Below are 16,979 nucleotides of genomic sequence, written 5' to 3'. Positions count from 1 at the left end.
TTCCGAGGAGAGATCGATGTACGGACTGACCGTGCGCTGGTCGCTGGCCGAGGCGCCCGACGGCGTCGACGCGGCGCTGCGCGAGTACGTCCACGGCACGTCGCTGGCCCGGTTCACCGGCATGGACGGCCTGCGGTTCAAGACGTGGCGCACCCGGCCGGGCGAGTGGTTCGAGGGCACCTACGTGTTCGAGACCGCGGCCGCCCGCGACGCATTCGCCGCCTCGTTCGCCGAGGTCGCCGCGGAGTCGCCCGGGTCGCAGCTGATCGGGTCGGCGCCGGTGCTGCAGGAGCCGTTCGACGTCGTCGCGGTCGCCGAGGGCGGCGCGGGCTTCGCCGCCGGACCAGGCCCGGCCTAAGCCGCCCGGAGCCGGTCGTGGACCTCGGGGAGGTCCTGGAAGCCGGCCGACCGGTAGGCGGCGACGGCGCCCACGTTGGAGCTGGGGGTGCAGACGATGGCGCTCGACGACCCCAGCTCGCGCAGGGCGGCCGCCGCGGCGACGGTGATCGCCCGGCCGTAGCCGCGGCGGCGGTGGTCGCGGTGCACGCCGACCGGCTCGAGCAGGCCGGGCCGCCCCGGACCGGCCGACCACACCGTCAGCGCACCCACCGCCTCGCCCCGGTCGTCGTACGCGATCAGGCAGCGGGCGTCGGCGTACGGTGCCCCGCCGGCCATCGCGTGCCAGCGCTCCGCGGTGAACGTCGACCCGTCGAACGCGCCCCGTTGCATGGCGGCTCGCTCGTCCGCCCGCTCCGGGCCGACGACCTCGACCCGCACGCCCGGATCCTCGACCGGCTCGGTGAGGTCGCGGCGCAGCGGCTGCCACGGCTCGTCGAGACCCCAGCCGGCGTCGGCCAGCAGCTCCTGGAGCAGCGCGTCCTGTGGCGCCTCGACGGACGCCTTGCCCTCGGGCAGGACGCCGCGGCCGGGACGGGTGAGGTCGCCGGCCAACTGCCGCGCCAGCTCCTCGTCGCGCCGGGCGCCGGGCGCGGTGGTCATGCGCAGCAGGCTTGGCCCGTCCAGCAGCCCGGCGGCGAGGATGCGGCCGTCGTGGCTCCAGGTGCGGACCGCCGCGGCCGCGGCCTCGGCGCCGTAGCGCCAGAACCAGCCGACGTCGCCCGGATGCAGGTGCATCGGCGCGGTGTCGTTCTGCCACTCCCGCAGCGCGCCGACCGCTGCGGGCAGCTCGTCGACACCGGGTGTGCTCAGCACGATCGCCATCGGTCAGAGCAGCCCCTGCTCGCGGAAGATCTTGTCGTAGATCTCGCGGATCACCGGCTCCTTGTGGCGGTTGTAGTCGGTGACGATGCCGCCGGACGTCGTGGTCTCGGCCGCGGCGCGCAGTTTGGCGTCGCGGTACCGGGCGAGGTCGTCGGGGTGCTCGATCAGCCAGTCGCGGAACAGCCGCTGGCGGGTCACCTCGGGACAGCCGGGACCGAAGACGTGCAGGTTGGTGTTCGGGTCGGCGTGCTTCAGCGCGCGGTGCTCGTGCCAGCTCGGCTCGCGGATGACCAGCACGAACCCCGCCGCTTCGAGGACCGGCAGGTAGGCGGGCTCGTCGGCGGGGTCGGCGACCGTGAGGTCGACGTCGATGATCGGCTTGGCCGGAAGTCCGGGCACCGACGTCGAGCCGATGTGCTGCAGTTCGAGGACCCGCTCGCCCAGCGCCGCGCGGATGCGGGCGGCGAGCACCTCGTAGCGCGCCGGCCAGTCCGGGTCGTAGTCGGTCACCTCGATGGGGCGCGCCTCGGGGCGGCCGTGCACCCAGATGTCGTCGCCGGGGTTGTCGCGATGCTCGGTCAGGTCGTCCGGGGCAGGCATCCGGGCACTTTACCGGGGCGCTTCACCGGGCGGCGGTGTGGGCGACGACCTCGGCGACGACGACATCCCAGACGGCGCGCGGCGGGTACTGGTGGCCCATGCCCTCCAGCGGGACCAGCCGGGCGCCGGGGATCTCGCGGGCCAGCGCCTCGCCGTGCGGGAACGGCAGCAGCGGATCGTCGGTGCCGTGCAGCACCAGCGTCGGCGCGGTGATCTCGGCCAGCCGGGCGCGGTCCAGCTCGCCGCCCGCCAGGATCCAGTGGTTGGTCTGGCTGGCCGCGACGTCGGTGGTGCGGTCGTACATGCGGGTGACGACGGCGCGCTCCTCCGCGAGGTCCGGCGGGATGGCGCCGTCGAACGGGCGCAGGCCCTCGACCATCACGTCGATGGCGGCGTCGCGGTCGGACCAGTCGGGCGGCGGCGCCTCGGACGCGAACACCTCGGTGAGCTGCGGCGACATGGGCGGCAGGTCGGGGCGGTCCGGCCCGCCGGGGCCCGTGGGACTGGTCGACTGCAGCGTCAACGTCAGCACGCGTGACGGGTGCTCGACGCCCAGCGTCTGGGCGATGCCGGCGCCCATCGAGATGCCGTAGACGTGCGCGGCGGCGACGCCGTACCCGTCGAGCACGGCGAGGGCGTCGGTGACCAGGTCGGCGCCCGTGTACCCGGGCGACCCCGCCGGGTAGTCGGTGGACCGGCCGGTGTCGCGCAGGTCGTAGCGGATGACGTACCGCCCGGCGGCGGCCAGCCGCTCGCAGAACTCGTCCTCCCAGTAGTCCATCGACGCGGCCGCGCCGCCGATCAGCAGGATCGCCGGGTCGTCCGGGGATCCGAACGCCTCGGCGCACAGCTGAGCATCGCCGGCCGGGATCATCCGCTCGGTCATCTTCGACTCCTCACTATGAAAGATGTAGCTAGTGCTATTCTTTCCATAGTTCTGAAGGAGGCGCAAGTGACCCGGACCTACGGCGAGGGCTGCCCGATCGCCCTCTCGCTCGACATCGTCGGCGAGCGCTGGGCCCTGCTCGTGGTGCGTGAGCTGCGGCTGGGCCCGCGCCGCTACCGCGACCTGCAGGCGGCACTGCCCGGCATCACCCCGGCCGTGCTGTCGAAGCGGCTCAAGGAGCTGGAGGAGTACGGCGTGCTGCGCCGCCGCGAGCTGCCGCCGCCGGCCGCCGCCCGGGTGTACGAGCTGACCGAGTGGGGGGCCGGGCTGGAGCCGGTGTTCCAGGCGCTGGCCCGCTGGGGCGTGCGCTCGCCGGTGCTGCCGCTGACCGGCGAGGTCAGCGCCGACTCCGTCATGCTCGGGCTGCGCACCTTCTTCGCCGAGCCCGTGGCGGACTGGTCGGCGACGTACGAGGTCACGCTCGGCCGCGAGGTCTACCGGCTGCGGGTCGAGGCCGGCCGGCTGACGGAGCTGGCCCGCGGCCCGGCGGCGGCCGCCCCCGACGTCCTCGTCCGGGCGACGAAGGCGGCCTGGCAGGCGGTGCTCGACGGCGCCGACCCGCTCGACGACGCCGTCGCGGCCGGCCGGCTCTCCGTCACCGGCGACGTCGATTCGCTGCGCCGGCTGGTCGAAGCGCCGCGCAAGATCAGGACGCGCGCTCCAGCCGGATGACCACCGACTTCGACGCCGGCGTGTTGCTGACCTCGGCGGTGTGGTCGAGCGGCACCAGCACGTTGGTCTCGGGGAAGTACGCGGCCGCGCAGCCTGGCGCCGTCGGGTACGACACCGCCCGGAACGACGGCGCCCGGCGGTCGCCGTCGGTCCACTCGCTGACGAGGTCGACCATGGCGCCGTCCTCGAACCCGAGTGCCACGAGGTCGGACGGGTTCACGAAGACCACCCGGCGGCCGTCGCGGATGCCGCGGTAGCGGTCGTCGAGGCCGTAGATGGTGGTGTTGAACTGGTCGTGCGAGCGGACCGTCTGCAGGATCAGCCGGCCCGGCGGGACCCGCAGCACCTCCAGCTCGTTGACGCTGAACTGGGCCTTGCCGCTGGCGGTCGGGAAGGATCGGGAGTCGCGCGGCGGGTGCGGCAGCACGAACCCGCCCGGCACCGCCACCTTGGCCTCGTAGTCGTCGAAGCCGGGGACGACGCGCGCGATGCGCGACCGCACCGTCGTGTAGTCGGCCGCGAACTCCCGCCACGGGACGCCGGAGCCGCCGCCGAACACCCGCTCGGCCAGCCCGCAGATGATCGCCACCTCGCTGCGCAACTCGGCGGACGCGGGCTTCAGGGTGCCGCGGGACGCGTGCACCGCGCTCATGGAGTCCTCGACGGTGACGAACTGCTCGCCGCCGGCCTGCACGTCGCGCTCGGTGCGGCCCAGGCACGGCAGGATCAGCGAGCGCCGGCCGGGCAGCGCGTGCGACCGGTTCAACTTCGTCGACACGTGCACCGTCAGCGGCACCGACTGCAAGGCCGCCGCCGTGACGTCGCTGTCGGGGGTGGCCGCGGCGAAGTTGCCGCCCATGGCCATGAACACGCCGACCCGGCCGTCGCGCATGGCCCGGATGGAGTCGACGGTGTCGTGGCCGTGCCGCCGCGGCACGCTGAACCCGAACTCCGTCTCGAGCGCGTCGAGGAACGCGGCCGGCGCCTTCTCCCAGATGCCCATGGTGCGGTCGCCCTGCACGTTGCTGTGCCCGCGGACGGGGCACGCGCCGGCGCCCGGGCGGCCGATGTTGCCGCGCAGCAGCAGGAAGTTGACGATCTCGCGGATGGTCGGCACGGCCTTCTTGTGCTGCGTCAGGCCCATGGCCCAGCAGACGATGACGCTGTCGGCGCGCCGCACCTCGTCGACGAACGCCTCCACCGCCTCACGTGGGAGCCCGGTGGCGGTGGCGACGTCGTCCCAGTCGAGCTCGGCCCAGGCCGCCACGGCGTCGTCGTAGCCGGTGGTGTATTCCTCGATGAATGCGTGGTCGACCGCGCCGGCGTCGACCAGCATGCGGTTGACCGCTTGGAAGAACGCGAGGTCGCCGCCGAGGCGCACCTGCAGGAACAGGTCGGACAGCAGCGTGCCCTTGCCGACCACGCCGCGCGCCTTCTGCGGGTTCTTGAAGGTCTGCAGGCCGGCCTCGGGCAGCGGGTTGATCGCGACGATACGCGCGCCGCGCCGCTTGGCCTCCTCCAGCGACGTGAGCATGCGCGGGTGGTTGGTGCCCGGGTTCTGCCCGACGATGACGATGAGGTCGGCGTGGTCGGTGATGTCGGTGAGCGACACGCTGCCCTTGCCGACGCCGATGGTCTCGGACAGCGCCGCGCCGGACGACTCGTGGCACATGTTGGAGCAGTCGGGCAGGTTGTTCGTGCCGAGCGCACGGGCGAACAGCTGGTACAGGAACGCGGCCTCGTTGCTGGTGCGCCCGGACGTGTAGAAGACGGCGTCGTCGGGGCTGTCGAGGCCGGTCAGCGCGTCGGCGACGATGCCGAACGCGGCGTCCCAGCCGATCGGCCGGTAGTGGGTGTCGCCGGTGTCGCGCAGCATCGGCTCGGTGAGCCGGCCCTGCTGGCCCAGCCAGTGGTCGGTGCGTCCGGCCAGCTCGGCGACGGAGTGCTCGGCGAAGAACGCGGCGTCGACGCGGCGGACGGTGGATTCCTCGGCGACCGCTTTCGCGCCGTTCTCGCAGAACTCGGCCAGGTGCGGCTTGCCCGGCTCGGGCCACGCGCAGCCCGGGCAGTCGAAGCCCTTCTGCTGGTTGACCAGCCGCAGCGTCTTGGCGCCGCGGCGCACGCCGGACTGCTCGAGCACGGCGGCCAGGCCGTGCAGGACGCCGGGGACCCCGGCCGCGCTGGTGGCCGGGCGGCCCACGCGTACCTCGGCCTCGTCGTTGTCGTCTCGCGGCGCCCGTGTGGTCATGTACCGACGGTAACGCCCGGCGACGGCGTCCGCCGAGGGGTGGACCGGTCTGGACCAGTACGGGTCGGATCGTGCGGAGTGGGTACGAAGAAGGCGACGGGGGCCGATCGCGGACCTTACGGTGGTGCCATGGGGCAGATGACGACTCGACGGCCGGTGCTCCGGCTGCGGCCCGGCCGCTCGGCCCAGCGCCCCGACACGCTGGCGGTCGAGGAGCCGTTGCTGGTCCGCGTCGGCGACCGCATCCTCACCTCCACCATGCGCACGCCCGGCCACGACTTCGACCTCATCGCCGGCTGGCTGGTCGCCGAGGGCGCCGTCGCCGACCACACCGACGTCGCCGGCATGAAGGAGTGCGTCGACGAGCAGAACACCATCGAGGTGACGCTCGCCCACGGCGTCGAGCCGCCGCGCGCCCGCGCGTTCGAGACCACCAGCGCCTGCGGCGTCTGCGGCGCCGACCGTGTGGTCGACGTGCGGGCCTCGCTGCGCTGGCGGCTGGCCGACGACCCCACCCGCGTCGATGTCGGCGTCCTGGCCACGCTGCCCGACCGCATGCGCGCCGAGCAGCGGGTGTTCGACCGCACCGGCGGCCTGCACGCGGCCGGCCTGTTCACCGCGACCGGGTCGGTGCTGACGGTCCGCGAGGACGTCGGCCGGCACAACGCCGTCGACAAGGTCATCGGGTCGGCGCTGATGGGCGGGCTGCTGCCGCTGTCGGGGCACGTGCTGCAGGTCAGCGGGCGGGCGTCGTTCGAGCTGGTGCAGAAGGCGGCCGCGGCCGGGCTGCCGGTGCTGTCCGCCGTCTCCGCGCCGTCCAGCCTCGCCGTCGACCTCGCCGACGAGTGCGGGCTGACGCTGATCGGCTTCGTCCGCGGCGGCGGGATGAACGTCTACACCCACCCCGAGCGGGTCCGCGTCGCGGTGTGACCCCGCGTCAGCTCGCGGGCACCCAGTAGCGCAGCTTGCCGTGCCGCTCGTCGTCGAAGACGCCGCCGGCCGCCTCGATCACCCGGCGCGACGCCACGTTGTCGACGTCACACGTGACCAGGACGGGGTCGATGCCGAGCTTGGCCGACCACGGCATCGCCTGCTGCAGCATCGCGGTGGCGTGGCCGCGGCGGCGCATGGACGGGCGGACGTCGTAGCCGATGTGGCCGCCGTAGTCGCGCAGCCACGGAGTCAGGTGGTGCCGGATGGACAGCCGGCCGAGGAAGAGCGGCCCGTCGACGTACCAGAGATGGGTCGACGGCACCATGCCGCGCGAGCGGTGCGCGTCCTCGCGTTCGTCGTCGATCTGCCGGCGCACGTACGCCGCGAACCCCTCGGGCCGGACCATGTCGGCCAGCTGCAGGTCGTCGGCCCAGCGCGGCTCGTAGCCCGGCTCGCCGACGGCCTCCAGCCACGACTCGTGGACCTCGACGGTAGGGCGGACCAGTTCGGGCACGAGATCTATCGTGCCCGGTTACCGGCCGGTCATTCGCCCGGATCGCGGAAACGGCCGGATTTCGCCGGCGCGGCGCCGGCGCCCTCCGTCACCATGATCATGTTCCCTGGCGGTCGCTGGGGCGCCGCTAGCGCACATGATCACGGAAGGTGATCCCGGCTGTCCGCCCGGTTCGCAATGAGCACCTCTACGCACCCCGGGGCGGCGAGAGTGGGGCGTTGGGCTGGCCATTCGCCTTGGCATGCTTGGTCACCGCCCGGGTGCCCGGAATGCCCGGTTCCAGTGGTGACCAGCAGTGCCAAGGCGTGACGGGTCCGGCATCGCGAGGCGTCAGCGCCACGCCCACCCCATGATCATCAACCTTTCGCGCGGCCCTGACGACACAAAAGGTTGATGATCATGAAGCCAGGACGAATCGCACGCTAGTCGGGGCGCTTGACCGCGACCAGCAGGCCGTCGCCGACCGGCAGCAGCGCCGGCACCAGGTGGTCGTCCTCACGGACGAGGCGCACCAGCTCGCGGATCGCGACGGTGTCGGGGTCGCGCTGGGCGGAGTCGGCGACGCGGTCGTGCCAGAGCGCGTTGTCGAAGGCCACCACGCCGCCCGGGCGCAGCAGCCGCAGCGCCTGCTGCAGGTAGTCGCTGTACTCGGTCTTGTCGCCGTCGCAGAAGACGAGGTCGTAGGCGCCGTCGGTGAGCCGTGGCAGCACCTCGAGCGCCGCGCCGGCGATCAGCCGGGTCCGGTTGGCCGGCACGGCCGCCTCGGCGAACGCCTCGCGGGCCAGCCGCTGGTGCTCGGACTCGATGTCGACGCTGGTGAGGACGCCGTCGGCGCGCATGCCCGACAGCAGGTACAGGCCGGAGACGCCGCAGCCGGTGCCGACCTCGACGACGGTGCGGGCGTCGAGCGCGGCGGCGAGCATGCGTAGCGCTGCCCCGGCTCCGCGGCCGACCGGGACGGCGCCGACCTCGGCGGCGCGCTGCCGGGCGCGGCCGACGATGTGGTCTTCGTCGAGGTAGGCCTCGGCGTAGGCCCACGACTGCGGCGTGATGGCGGTACTGCCCGTGGAAATGACGGCCTCCAGGTCGGAACGTCCTGTGTCGCGCGCGAACTGTGTCAGCCCTGAGCTTAGGCCGTCAAGCATCCGCGTCGTGGGATCCGGAACCCCGTCGGCCTCCCGGATCGTTCTGGAGGACAGGGAACGTCAGGAATAGATGGGGGGCTTCCCTGATTGGCTACGAAAGGGGCAATGGGTGACGATGGACGTAGCGCTCGTGCCGACGAGCCGTGTCGAGGAAGGACCCCGGGTGGCCGACGTTGAGACCTGGACGCCGCCGAGCTGGGAAGACATCGTCCGAGAGCACTCGGGACGGGTCTACCGGCTGGCGTACCGCCTGACGGGCAACGCGCACGACGCCGAGGACCTCACCCAGGACGTCTTCGTCCGGGTGTTCCGTTCCCTGTCCTCCTACACACCCGGCACGTTCGAGGGCTGGCTGCACCGCATCACCACCAACCTGTTCCTCGACTCCGTCCGCCGCAAGCAGCGCATCCGGTTCGACGCCCTCGCCGACGACGCCGCCGAGCGGCTGCACGGCCGCGAGCCCACGCCCGAGCGCGTCATCACCGACAGCATGCTCGAGGCCGACATCCAGAAGGCGCTCGAGGCGCTGCCGCCCGACTTCCGCGCCGCCGTCGTGCTGTGCGACATCGAGGGCCTGTCCTACGAGGAGATCGCGGCCACGCTGGGCATCAAGCTCGGCACCGTCCGCAGCCGCATCCACCGCGGCCGCGCCCAGCTGCGGGCCGCGCTCGACCACCGTGCGCCCGACGACGCCAGCGCGCTCAGCGTCGGCGAGCACGAGGCCGACGCGCCGCGTGAACACGGAGACTCCGCATGAAACACCTCGACGAGCGGATCAGCGACCTCGTCGACGACCGCCTCGAACACCACGAACGCGACCGCGCTCTGGTGCACCTGACCGTCTGTGCCCAGTGCCGCGAGGCCGTCGAGCTGGAACGCGACGCCCGCAACGCGCTGCGCTCGCTGCCCGCCATGGCGCCGTCCGACAAGCTGGTCGCCAGCCTGCTGGCGCTGGCCGAGCCGGGCGAGCCGCTGCCGCCCGCCGCGCCGGCGTCGGCCATGCAGCCCGCCCCGGTGGCGGCGTGGCGTCCGCGCGACTCCCGGCCGCCGTCCGGCCCGTCCGGCACGCGTCCCAGCGGGCGCGCCAGCCGCCGGGTCCGCACCGTCCGCGTCGTCGCGCTGGGCATGTGCACCACCGGCGCCATGCTCATCCTGCTGGCTTCGCTCGGCGGCACCGGCAACCCGCCGGGCAGCCCCGACACCCCGGTCAGCGTCGTGCCGCCGCTCGAACAGTTCACCGTCGAGCACGCCCGCTCCACCGGCGGGCTGCCGTTCGTCGAGCCGGCGTCGCTGCTGGTCACCACCAACAGCTCCACCGGAGACGGCTGGTGAGCTTGGGCTACCGCGTCGGGCAGGGCAGGACCGGCGGGTTGGCCGCCTTGGTCGTGCCGGTCCTGGCCATGCCCCTCATCGTCGGTGCGCTGGCGGTGTTCGTGCAGGCGGTCCCGGCCTCCTCGCGCGACGTCGGCGACGACCCGCGGGCGGTCCAGTTGCTGCGGCAGTCCGCCGAGGCCGGCGACCACGTCTCCTACAGCGGCACCCAGTACGTCTCCACCTGGTCGGCGCTGACCCAGTCCGGCGCGGCCACCAGCGCCGTCGTCCAGGTCCAGCACGCGGCCGGCGGCCAGACGTCGATCAGCCTGCACGACCGCCAGGCAGCGATCCTCGACGGCCGCACCACGTCGCGGTGGCTGGCCGGCGACGACCCCGCCGACCTCCTGCTCGGCGCCTACACCGTCCGGCTGGTCGGCGCCGACTCCGTCGCCGGGCGCTCCACCGACATCGTCGTGGCCTATCGCAGCGACGGCTCGGTCGCGGCGAAGCTGTGGCTGGACCGCGAGACCGCGCTGCCGCTGCGCCGCGAGTCCTACACCAGCGACGGCTACACGCTGTCGGCCAGCGCGTTCGTCACCATCGCCGTCGGAGCAGCGGCCAACTGCTGCAAGGCCGGCGCCGGCGACGGCGTCGGGCCGGCGGCCAGCTACGACGACACCGGCTCCATGCTCCGCTGGGACGACATCGAGCAGCTGCGCGAAGAGGGCTGGCACTGCCCCGGCTCGATCGGCGGGGGCCTCGATCTCTACGAGGCGCGGCGGGTCGGCGACGCCATCCAGCTCAGCTACTCCGACGGCGTCATGACGGTGTCGGTGTTCGAGCAGGCCGGGTGGCTCGACCCCGACCAGCTCGACGGCTACGGCACCGCCGACTACGAGGGCGGCGTCGTCTACCCCCGCCCCGGCCCGCCGGCCCGGCTCACCTGGTCCAGCGGCGGCCGGGTTATCACCGTGGTCGCCGAGGCGCCGCTCGACGCCGTCCGCGACCTGCTGAAGAACCTCCCGCCCGACCCCGCCGCGACTGCCGAGGAGAACAAGGACGGCTTCCTCGACCGCATCTCCCGGGGCGCGCAGCGGGTCGGCTCGTGGTTCAACCCGTTCGACTGATCGTCATCACCCGCGGCCGCCCGGTGCGTCCCGCGCCGACGACTGGGAGAATGTCGCCATGAAGGCAGGCTGGAGCAGTCTCGGGCCGGCGCCCACCCCGGGCGGCGATCCCTGGGCGGGTGGCTCGTGGCAGTACTCCGACGAGACGAGCCGGCCCGCCCCAGCGGCGAGCCCGGTCGCGGCGACGCGGCCCATCGCGCCCGGCGGGAACGGCGCGGCGCCGGGCGGGCCCGGGACCACGCGGCTCCTGGCGCCGGCGGCCGCCGCCCCGTCCGGGACGGGTGCGCCGCCGGTGCTGCCGGACGCGGCGGGCTCGCCGGGTGATGGCACCGGGCACCGGCGGCCGCCGAAGAAACGCCGCGGACTGGCCACGCTGGGCATCCTGGTGCTGGCGGCGGTCGCGGGCGGCGCCGGTGGCCTGGTGGCCGAGGCCATCGACGACGACTCCCCGGGCAGCGGCGGCACCGTCACCGTCATCGGGGCCGACCCCGCGGGGCTGGCCGAGCGGCCGCCCGAGTCCATCGCGGGTGTCGCGGCGAACCTGCTGCCCAGCGTCGTGTCGGTCAGCGTGGCCGACGCCGGCGGGTCGGGCTTCGTCATCTCCGAGGACGGCTACGTCATCACGAACAACCACGTCATCGCGACCGCCGGCGACGGCGGCATCGAGCTGGCGTTCACCGACGGCCGCCGGTTCGTGGCCGAGCTCGTCGGCACCAGCCCCAGCTACGACATCGCCGTCCTGCGCGTCGACGCCGACGACCTCACCCCGGTCGTCTTCGGCGACTCCGCCTCCGTCGCCGTCGGCGACCCCGTCGTCGCCATCGGCAGCCCGCTGGGCCTCGACGCGACCGTCACCAGCGGCATCGTGTCGGCGCTGGAGCGTCCGGTCTCCGCCGGCGGCGAGGACGACCAGTCGTACATCAACGCATTGCAGACCGACGCCGCGATCAACCCGGGCAACTCCGGCGGCCCGCTGGTCGACGGCTCGGGCCGCGTCATCGGCGTCAACTCCGCCATCGCCAGCCTCGGCATGGGGGAGCAGGCCGGGTCCATCGGGCTCGGGTTCGCCATCCCGATCGAGCAGGTGCAGCGCACGGCGCAGCAGCTGATCGCCGACGGCGAGGCCGTCTACCCGGTCATGGGCGTGCTGCTCGACAACGGCTTCGTCGGCACCGGCGCCCGGGTCGCCGAGAACGGCGACAACGGTCCCGGCGTCACGCCCGGCGGCCCGGCCGACGAGGTAGGCATCGAGTCCGGCGACGTCGTGGTGGCCGTCGACGGCACCGATATCCGTACCCCGGCCGAGCTGATCGTCCGGCTGCGCGCCCACGAGCCCGGCGACGACATCACCGTCGTCATCGATCGTGAGGGCGAGGAGCTGGAATTCACGCTCACCCTGGGCTCGGCAGTCGGTTGACGCGGCACGTAGTCTTGCGGGGACGGATGCACGTACGTAACGGACGTGGGGGCCGACGGTGTTCGACATAGGTATCGGCGAGGTGTTCGTGCTGCTCGTCGTCGCCCTGCTCGTCTTCGGCCCCGACCGGCTGCCAGACATGGCCCGGCAGGCCGCGTCGTTCGTCCGTGACCTGCGCACCATGGTGGCCAACGCCCGCAAGGACCTCTCCGGCACGGTCGGCGACCTCGGCATCGACAAAGAGGATCTGAAGACCCTCTCCGACTTGCGCAACCCGAAGTCGTTCGTCCGCCAGAAGGTTCTCGACGGCATGGACCTCGGTCTCGACGACGATGACGACTCGCCCTCCCGGCACACCAACGGGAACGGCAACGGTGCGCGGCCCTCCGCCCGCTCCGCCGCCACCGGTGGCGACCGCACCGGCGAGACCGTCGACGTCCCTCCGGCAGCGGCGGACGTGCCGCCGGCCCCGGAGGAGGAGACGCCTCCGCCGCCGATGGAGGACACCCCGGCCGCTCCCGTGGCCGACGCGGCCCCTGCGGACGCGGAACCGGCGCCGGCCGCTGAGACCGAGCCGGTCACTGCCGACGCGGCCCGCTCGCCCCGCTTCGACCCCGACGCCACCTGACCTCTCGGTCCGGCCGAGATCATCGGCGATCCACCACACCCTGACGTGGTCGATCGTCGATGATCATGGTGACGTGCTCCGGTCGTCGCGCGAAGCGCCAGATTGGTACTTGAGGCGCGGTTGCGCGGCTACGAGAATGGGTCGGCCAGGCTGCCGGTGGCCACGCGACCCAAACCCCGTCGCGGCCGCCAGTAGCCCACTCACCAGACGTCACCCGACCTGCGCCTTCGCGCCCCCGAACCGCGGCAGGTCATGACTCGAGGGTCACGACAGGGTCACGACTATCGACAGAAAAGTGATTTAGTGATCTAATCTCTCCCAACGCCGCTTACGACGTCGAAGGGGACGGGGCTGTGACTGCTGGAGAAGCGGGTCGCCGGACGCTGGCCGATGAGCTGGCCGCCGGTGTCGTCGCGCTGATCCGGGAGCGCCGCCTCGAGGCGGGGGCGCAGATGGACACCGTCCGGTCGATGGCCGACCGGTTCGCCGTCGCGGTCCCGACCATGCGCGAGGCGTTGCGCCGGCTCGAGGCGATGGGCGTGGTGGTGCTGCGGCACGGCTCGGGGGTGTACGTGGGGGAGAACGTGCGCCGCTCGGTGCTGCCGAATCCACACGGACCGTTGCTGACCAGCGAGAGCCTGGTCGACCTGCTGTTGGCGCGCAGCACCATCGAACCGCCGATCGCGGCCATGGGCGCCACCGTCCGTGACCCCGACGGCGTCGAGCTGATCACCGAGACGCTGCGGGAGGCGGAGCGCTGTCTCGTTGAGCGCAACGAGCGGCTCTGGGTCGTGAACCTCGACTTCCACCGGGCGGTCGCGCAAGCGTCCGGCAACACGGTGCTGGCCGAGGTGGTCGACTCGATCGTGCTCGTACACGCTCAGGAACAGCGCGAGATCCTGCGGTTGCACGGGGACGAGGGCGAGGACTTCGAGGAGCACCGGCGCATCGCGCGGGCCGTGCTGGACGGGGACGCGGACGAGGCCTTCCGCGCCAGCAAGGAGCACCTCGACAACGTCATCGAGGCCATTCGCAGCAGGAGACCCGATTCCGGGCGGTAACCACCGATTAGGGCATACTGCGCTGTCACGGGCACATGCTGATCGGTTACACCCGATGTCATACCTGAATGCTATGAGGTGAGTCACGTGAGATTGCGTCACACTGGGGTGGCGGCGCTGGCGGCGTCGACGCTCGTCCTGGCCGCGTGCGGGGGCGACGACGACGATGCCGAGGGCGCGAGTGGCCCCGGACTGATCAACTTCTACACCGACAAGGGTGCGTGGGAGCCGCAGTTCCTGGAGGTGTCCGACGTGTCGGAGACCAGCCTGGGGCTGGGCCTGGAGTTCACCGGCTACTCCGACGCCGAGCAGTACTCGGCGTTCGTCCGGCAGTCCTTCCGCACCGACGAGAAGCCCGACCTCTTCACCTGGCACACCGGCAGCGAGCTGGAAGACCTCGTCGCCGAGGACCTGCTGGCGCCGACGTCGGACATCTGGCGGACCGCGATCGACAACGGCGACGTGCCCGAGGCCATGCAGGAGCACTTCACCGTCGACGGCGAGACGTACTGCGTGCCGATGAACGCGGCCTACTGGGTCATGTACTACAACAAGCAGGTCTTCGACCAGTACGGGATCGCCGAGCCGACCAGCTGGGCCGAGCTGATCACCGCGGCCGACACCCTGGTGGCCAACGGCGTCACCCCGTTCTACGAGACGAACATCCTGTTCTCGTTCGTCTGGTTCCAGACGCTGCTCGCCGGCACCGACCCCGAGCTGTACAACAAGCTGTCGACGGGCGAGGCCAAGTACACCGACGCCGGCGTCGTCGAGGTGATGGAGCAGTGGCGCGGCATGCTCGAGGCCGGCTACTTCGGCGACCCGGGTGACCAGACCGCGCCGCAGGACCAGCTGAAGGCCGGTACGGTCGCCATGATCAACTTCGGCACGTTCCTGAGCGGCCAGCTCAACAGCGTCGACATGGTCTCCGGCACCGACTACGACTTCTTCGTCATCCCGAACGTCAACCCCGACCTCGACCAGACGTCGCTGATCTTCGAGACCGGGCCCATGTGCACCGCGAAGGGCGCCGAGAACGAGACGTCCGCGCTGCAGTACGCCGAGTGGTGGATGACCGACGAGGCGCAGACGGCGTGGGCGAACGCCCGCGGCGACGTGTCGTTCAACCCGAAGGCGCTGGTGCAGGACCGCCTGCTGGCCGACCTGAACACGCAGTCCGGCAGCGGCGACTACCAGCTGCTCGAGCGGTACTTCGAGGCGACACCGACGCCGGTGCTGACGGCGGCACTGGACGGCTTCAGCGCGTTCGTCACGAACCCCGGCGATCCGCTGCCGATTCTCGAGACGATCGAGGCCGAGGCCGCGGCCTACTGGGCCGAGCAGGGCTGAGGCCCGCGCACCGAGAGAGGAACGAGCGATGTCCGCGCCGGCCACGGCCGCACCCACGACGCCGCCCCACGGCTCGGCACCACCCGAGCCGCGGCGGCGCCGCCGGACCACGTACGGCTGGTCGGCGCGGGGCTTCAGCGTTCCCGCCGTCCTGGTGGTGGCGGTCCTGCTGTACCTGCCGTTCCTCTGGACGACGTGGATCAGCTTCACCGAGTACAACGGGCTCGGCTCGCCGTCGTGGGTCGGCCTGGACAACTACCGGGCGATGTTCGACGACCCGAACTTCGCCACGTCGCTGCGCAACACCCTCCTCTGGGTGGTGGGCAGCATCACGGTCCCGGTCGGGCTGGGCCTGCTGATCGCGGTGCTGTCGCACGGGATGCGGTTCGGCGGCTGGTTGCGGCTGCCGTTCCTCATCCCGTACGCGATCTCCGGCGTCGCGGTCGGCGTGGTCTGGCGGTTCGTGCTGCAGAACGGCGGCGGGCTGAGCCAGGCGCTGGACGCGCTCGGCCTGCCCGGCGCCGACCTGCGCTGGCTGAGCGACGCGCCGCTGAACACGCTGGTGATGATCGGCGCGTCGTCCTGGCAGCAGAGCGGCGTCAACGCGCTGCTGTTCGTCATCGGGCTGCAGTCGATCCCGCGCGAGCCGATCGAGGCGGCCCGGCTCGACGGCGCGTCCGGCTGGCGGATGTTCCGGCACATGCACTGGCCCATGCTGCGTCCGCTGACCACCGTGGTGGTCGGGTTGTCGCTGGTGGCCAGCCTGAAGACGTTCGACATCGTGTGGATCATGACGAAGGGCGGCCCGGGCCGCAACGCCGAGACCCTCGCGGTGACGATGTACGAGGAGACGTTCGTGAACAGCGCCTACGGCGCCGGTTCGGCGGTCGCGGTGTTCCTCAGCGTCGTGACGTTCCTCGCGGCCATCACCTACCTGCGGCGGCAGCTGTCGCCCGAGCGGGTGGTGTGACCCGATGACCGCACGCATCCTCCGTCCGGCCGTCCTGCTGGTGCTCGGCGCCATCTGGCTGGCCCCGATCTACCTGCTGCTGGTCAACGCCAGCAAGGCCCCCGCGCAGTACGCCGCCGACCAGGTGTGGCGGCCGATCGGCGACTTCGCGCTGTTCGACAACATGCGCGAGGCCTGGGAGATCGGCGGCCTGGGCGAGGCCGTCACCAGCACACTGCTCTACAGCATCATCGGGCCGGGGCTGGCCGTGCTGTTCGGCGCCGCCATCGGCTTCGCCATCGTCGCGCTGCGGCTCAAGCACGGCTTCTTCTGGTTCGTGCTGGTGTTCGGCGGCACGGTCTTCCCGCTGCAGATGATCCTGATGCCGCTGTTCGTCGGCTACGTCGAGGCGGGCATCTACGACAGCCGGCTCGGCATGATCGCCATCTACACGGCCGTCACCGTGCCGTTCGCGGCGCTGGTGATGCGCAACTTCCTCGGCGGCATCGCGCACCAGGTGTTCGAGGCGGCGGTCGTCGACGGCGCCAGCACCTGGCGGATCTTCTGGCGCATCTACCTGCCGATGTCCACCAGTGCGCTGGTGGCGGTGTTCATCCTGCAGGCGACGTTCGTCTGGAACGACCTGCTGCTGGGGCTGGCGCTGAGCCAGTCCAACGAGGTCCGGCCGCTCATGACGGCCGCGGCCGCGCTGCAGGACACCTACGGCGGGCTGCAGCTGACGGCCGTGCTGGCCGGCGGTCTGCTGGTGTCGCTGCCGACGGTCGTGCTGTTCCTGTCGACGCAGCGGATCTTCAGCCGGGGCCTCAACCTCGGCCAGTTCTAGGGGGTATCCG

The 16,979-nt window shown here is 72.2% G+C and carries 18 protein-coding genes; 12 read left to right on the top strand and 6 right to left on the bottom strand.

The window, feature by feature from the left end; translation table 11 throughout:
* Positions 1–16 precede the first annotated feature (16 nt).
* A complete protein-coding gene (locus ACW62_RS06995; protein ID WP_053203357.1) occupies positions 17–358 on the top strand; it encodes a hypothetical protein in 342 nt (113 codons plus the stop codon).
* Here ACW62_RS06995 and ACW62_RS06990 read toward each other — a convergent pair.
* Genes ACW62_RS06990 through ACW62_RS06980 form a run of 3 tightly spaced genes read right to left on the bottom strand, consistent with a single transcriptional unit; the run spans position 355 to position 2,707 of the window.
* The gene (locus ACW62_RS06990) at positions 355–1,221 is read right to left on the bottom strand and encodes a GNAT family N-acetyltransferase (RefSeq protein ID WP_053203356.1); all 867 of its coding nucleotides are present in this window, start codon (positions 1,219–1,221) and stop codon (positions 355–357) included. The two genes, ACW62_RS06995 and ACW62_RS06990, sit on opposite strands and share 4 nt — an antisense overlap.
* 3 nt (positions 1,222–1,224) lie before the next feature.
* A complete protein-coding gene (locus ACW62_RS06985; RefSeq protein WP_053203355.1) occupies positions 1,225–1,821 on the bottom strand; it encodes a GrpB family protein in 597 nt (198 codons plus the stop codon).
* Between the two features lie 22 nt (positions 1,822–1,843).
* Positions 1,844–2,707, bottom strand: a complete 864-nt coding sequence (locus ACW62_RS06980) for an alpha/beta fold hydrolase (RefSeq protein ID WP_053203354.1) — start codon at positions 2,705–2,707, stop codon at positions 1,844–1,846.
* 66 nt (positions 2,708–2,773) lie between these two features.
* Here ACW62_RS06980 and ACW62_RS06975 point away from each other — a divergent pair, with 66 nt between their 5' ends.
* A complete protein-coding gene (locus tag ACW62_RS06975) occupies positions 2,774–3,439 on the top strand; it encodes a winged helix-turn-helix transcriptional regulator (RefSeq protein WP_205629184.1) in 666 nt (221 codons plus the stop codon).
* On the opposite strand, the gene ACW62_RS06970 is transcribed toward ACW62_RS06975, so the two are convergent.
* Positions 3,414–5,687, bottom strand: coding sequence for an FdhF/YdeP family oxidoreductase (locus ACW62_RS06970; RefSeq protein WP_053203352.1), 2,274 nt, complete (start codon positions 5,685–5,687; stop codon positions 3,414–3,416). The genes ACW62_RS06975 and ACW62_RS06970 overlap by 26 nt on opposite strands.
* Before the next feature lie 129 nt (positions 5,688–5,816).
* On the opposite strand from ACW62_RS06970, the gene fdhD reads away from it, so the two are divergent.
* Positions 5,817–6,617 (top strand): formate dehydrogenase accessory sulfurtransferase FdhD, encoded by an 801-nt coding sequence (gene fdhD / locus ACW62_RS06965; RefSeq protein WP_205629183.1) that lies wholly within the window; start codon positions 5,817–5,819, stop codon positions 6,615–6,617.
* A 7-nt stretch (positions 6,618–6,624) separates the two neighbouring features.
* Here the strand turns inward: fdhD and ACW62_RS06960 are convergent, their stop codons facing one another.
* A complete protein-coding gene (locus ACW62_RS06960; RefSeq protein WP_053203351.1) occupies positions 6,625–7,134 on the bottom strand; it encodes a GNAT family N-acetyltransferase in 510 nt (169 codons plus the stop codon).
* A 422-nt stretch (positions 7,135–7,556) separates the two neighbouring features.
* Positions 7,557–8,279 (bottom strand): O-methyltransferase, encoded by a 723-nt coding sequence (locus tag ACW62_RS06955; protein ID WP_083459372.1) that lies wholly within the window; start codon positions 8,277–8,279, stop codon positions 7,557–7,559.
* Positions 8,280–8,394: 115 nt separating this feature from the next.
* On the opposite strand from ACW62_RS06955, the gene sigE reads away from it, so the two are divergent.
* From sigE to ACW62_RS06910, 9 genes are all read left to right on the top strand, one after another.
* The gene (sigE, locus tag ACW62_RS06950; RefSeq protein ID WP_053203350.1) at positions 8,395–9,036 is read left to right on the top strand and encodes an RNA polymerase sigma factor SigE; all 642 of its coding nucleotides are present in this window, start codon (positions 8,395–8,397) and stop codon (positions 9,034–9,036) included.
* Positions 9,033–9,611: an anti-sigma factor family protein gene (locus ACW62_RS06945; RefSeq protein WP_053203349.1), complete on the top strand. Its 579-nt coding sequence runs from the start codon at positions 9,033–9,035 to the stop codon at positions 9,609–9,611. The genes sigE and ACW62_RS06945 overlap by 4 nt, the downstream gene beginning before the upstream one ends.
* The gene (locus ACW62_RS06940; protein ID WP_157574473.1) at positions 9,608–10,720 is read left to right on the top strand and encodes a sigma-E factor regulatory protein RseB domain-containing protein; all 1,113 of its coding nucleotides are present in this window, start codon (positions 9,608–9,610) and stop codon (positions 10,718–10,720) included. Before ACW62_RS06945 ends, ACW62_RS06940 begins: the two co-directional genes overlap by 4 nt.
* A gap of 58 nt (positions 10,721–10,778) precedes the next feature.
* Complete coding sequence (locus tag ACW62_RS06935; protein ID WP_053203347.1) at positions 10,779–12,137, top strand: S1C family serine protease; 1,359 nt, start codon at positions 10,779–10,781, stop codon at positions 12,135–12,137.
* A gap of 58 nt (positions 12,138–12,195) precedes the next feature.
* Entirely contained in the window at positions 12,196–12,765 is a 570-nt protein-coding gene (locus tag ACW62_RS35105) for a twin-arginine translocase TatA/TatE family subunit (RefSeq protein WP_053203346.1), read from the top strand.
* A gap of 353 nt (positions 12,766–13,118) precedes the next feature.
* The gene (locus ACW62_RS06925; RefSeq protein ID WP_053203345.1) at positions 13,119–13,826 is read left to right on the top strand and encodes a FadR/GntR family transcriptional regulator; all 708 of its coding nucleotides are present in this window, start codon (positions 13,119–13,121) and stop codon (positions 13,824–13,826) included.
* 87 nt (positions 13,827–13,913) lie between these two features.
* On the top strand, positions 13,914–15,176 hold the full coding sequence (locus tag ACW62_RS06920) for an ABC transporter substrate-binding protein (RefSeq protein WP_053203344.1): 1,263 nt from the start codon (positions 13,914–13,916) through the stop codon (positions 15,174–15,176).
* A gap of 28 nt (positions 15,177–15,204) precedes the next feature.
* The gene (locus ACW62_RS06915; protein WP_083459370.1) at positions 15,205–16,146 is read left to right on the top strand and encodes a carbohydrate ABC transporter permease; all 942 of its coding nucleotides are present in this window, start codon (positions 15,205–15,207) and stop codon (positions 16,144–16,146) included.
* A gap of 4 nt (positions 16,147–16,150) precedes the next feature.
* Complete coding sequence (locus tag ACW62_RS06910; RefSeq protein ID WP_053203343.1) at positions 16,151–16,969, top strand: carbohydrate ABC transporter permease; 819 nt, start codon at positions 16,151–16,153, stop codon at positions 16,967–16,969.
* Positions 16,970–16,979: the final 10 nt, after the last annotated feature.

This window comes from Jiangella muralis (assembly GCF_001270745.1).
Classification (GTDB): domain Bacteria; phylum Actinomycetota; class Actinomycetes; order Jiangellales; family Jiangellaceae; genus Jiangella; species Jiangella muralis.
The sequence above is the reverse complement of the archived record's forward strand: the minus strand, read 5'-3'. Positions and strand labels throughout refer to the sequence as shown.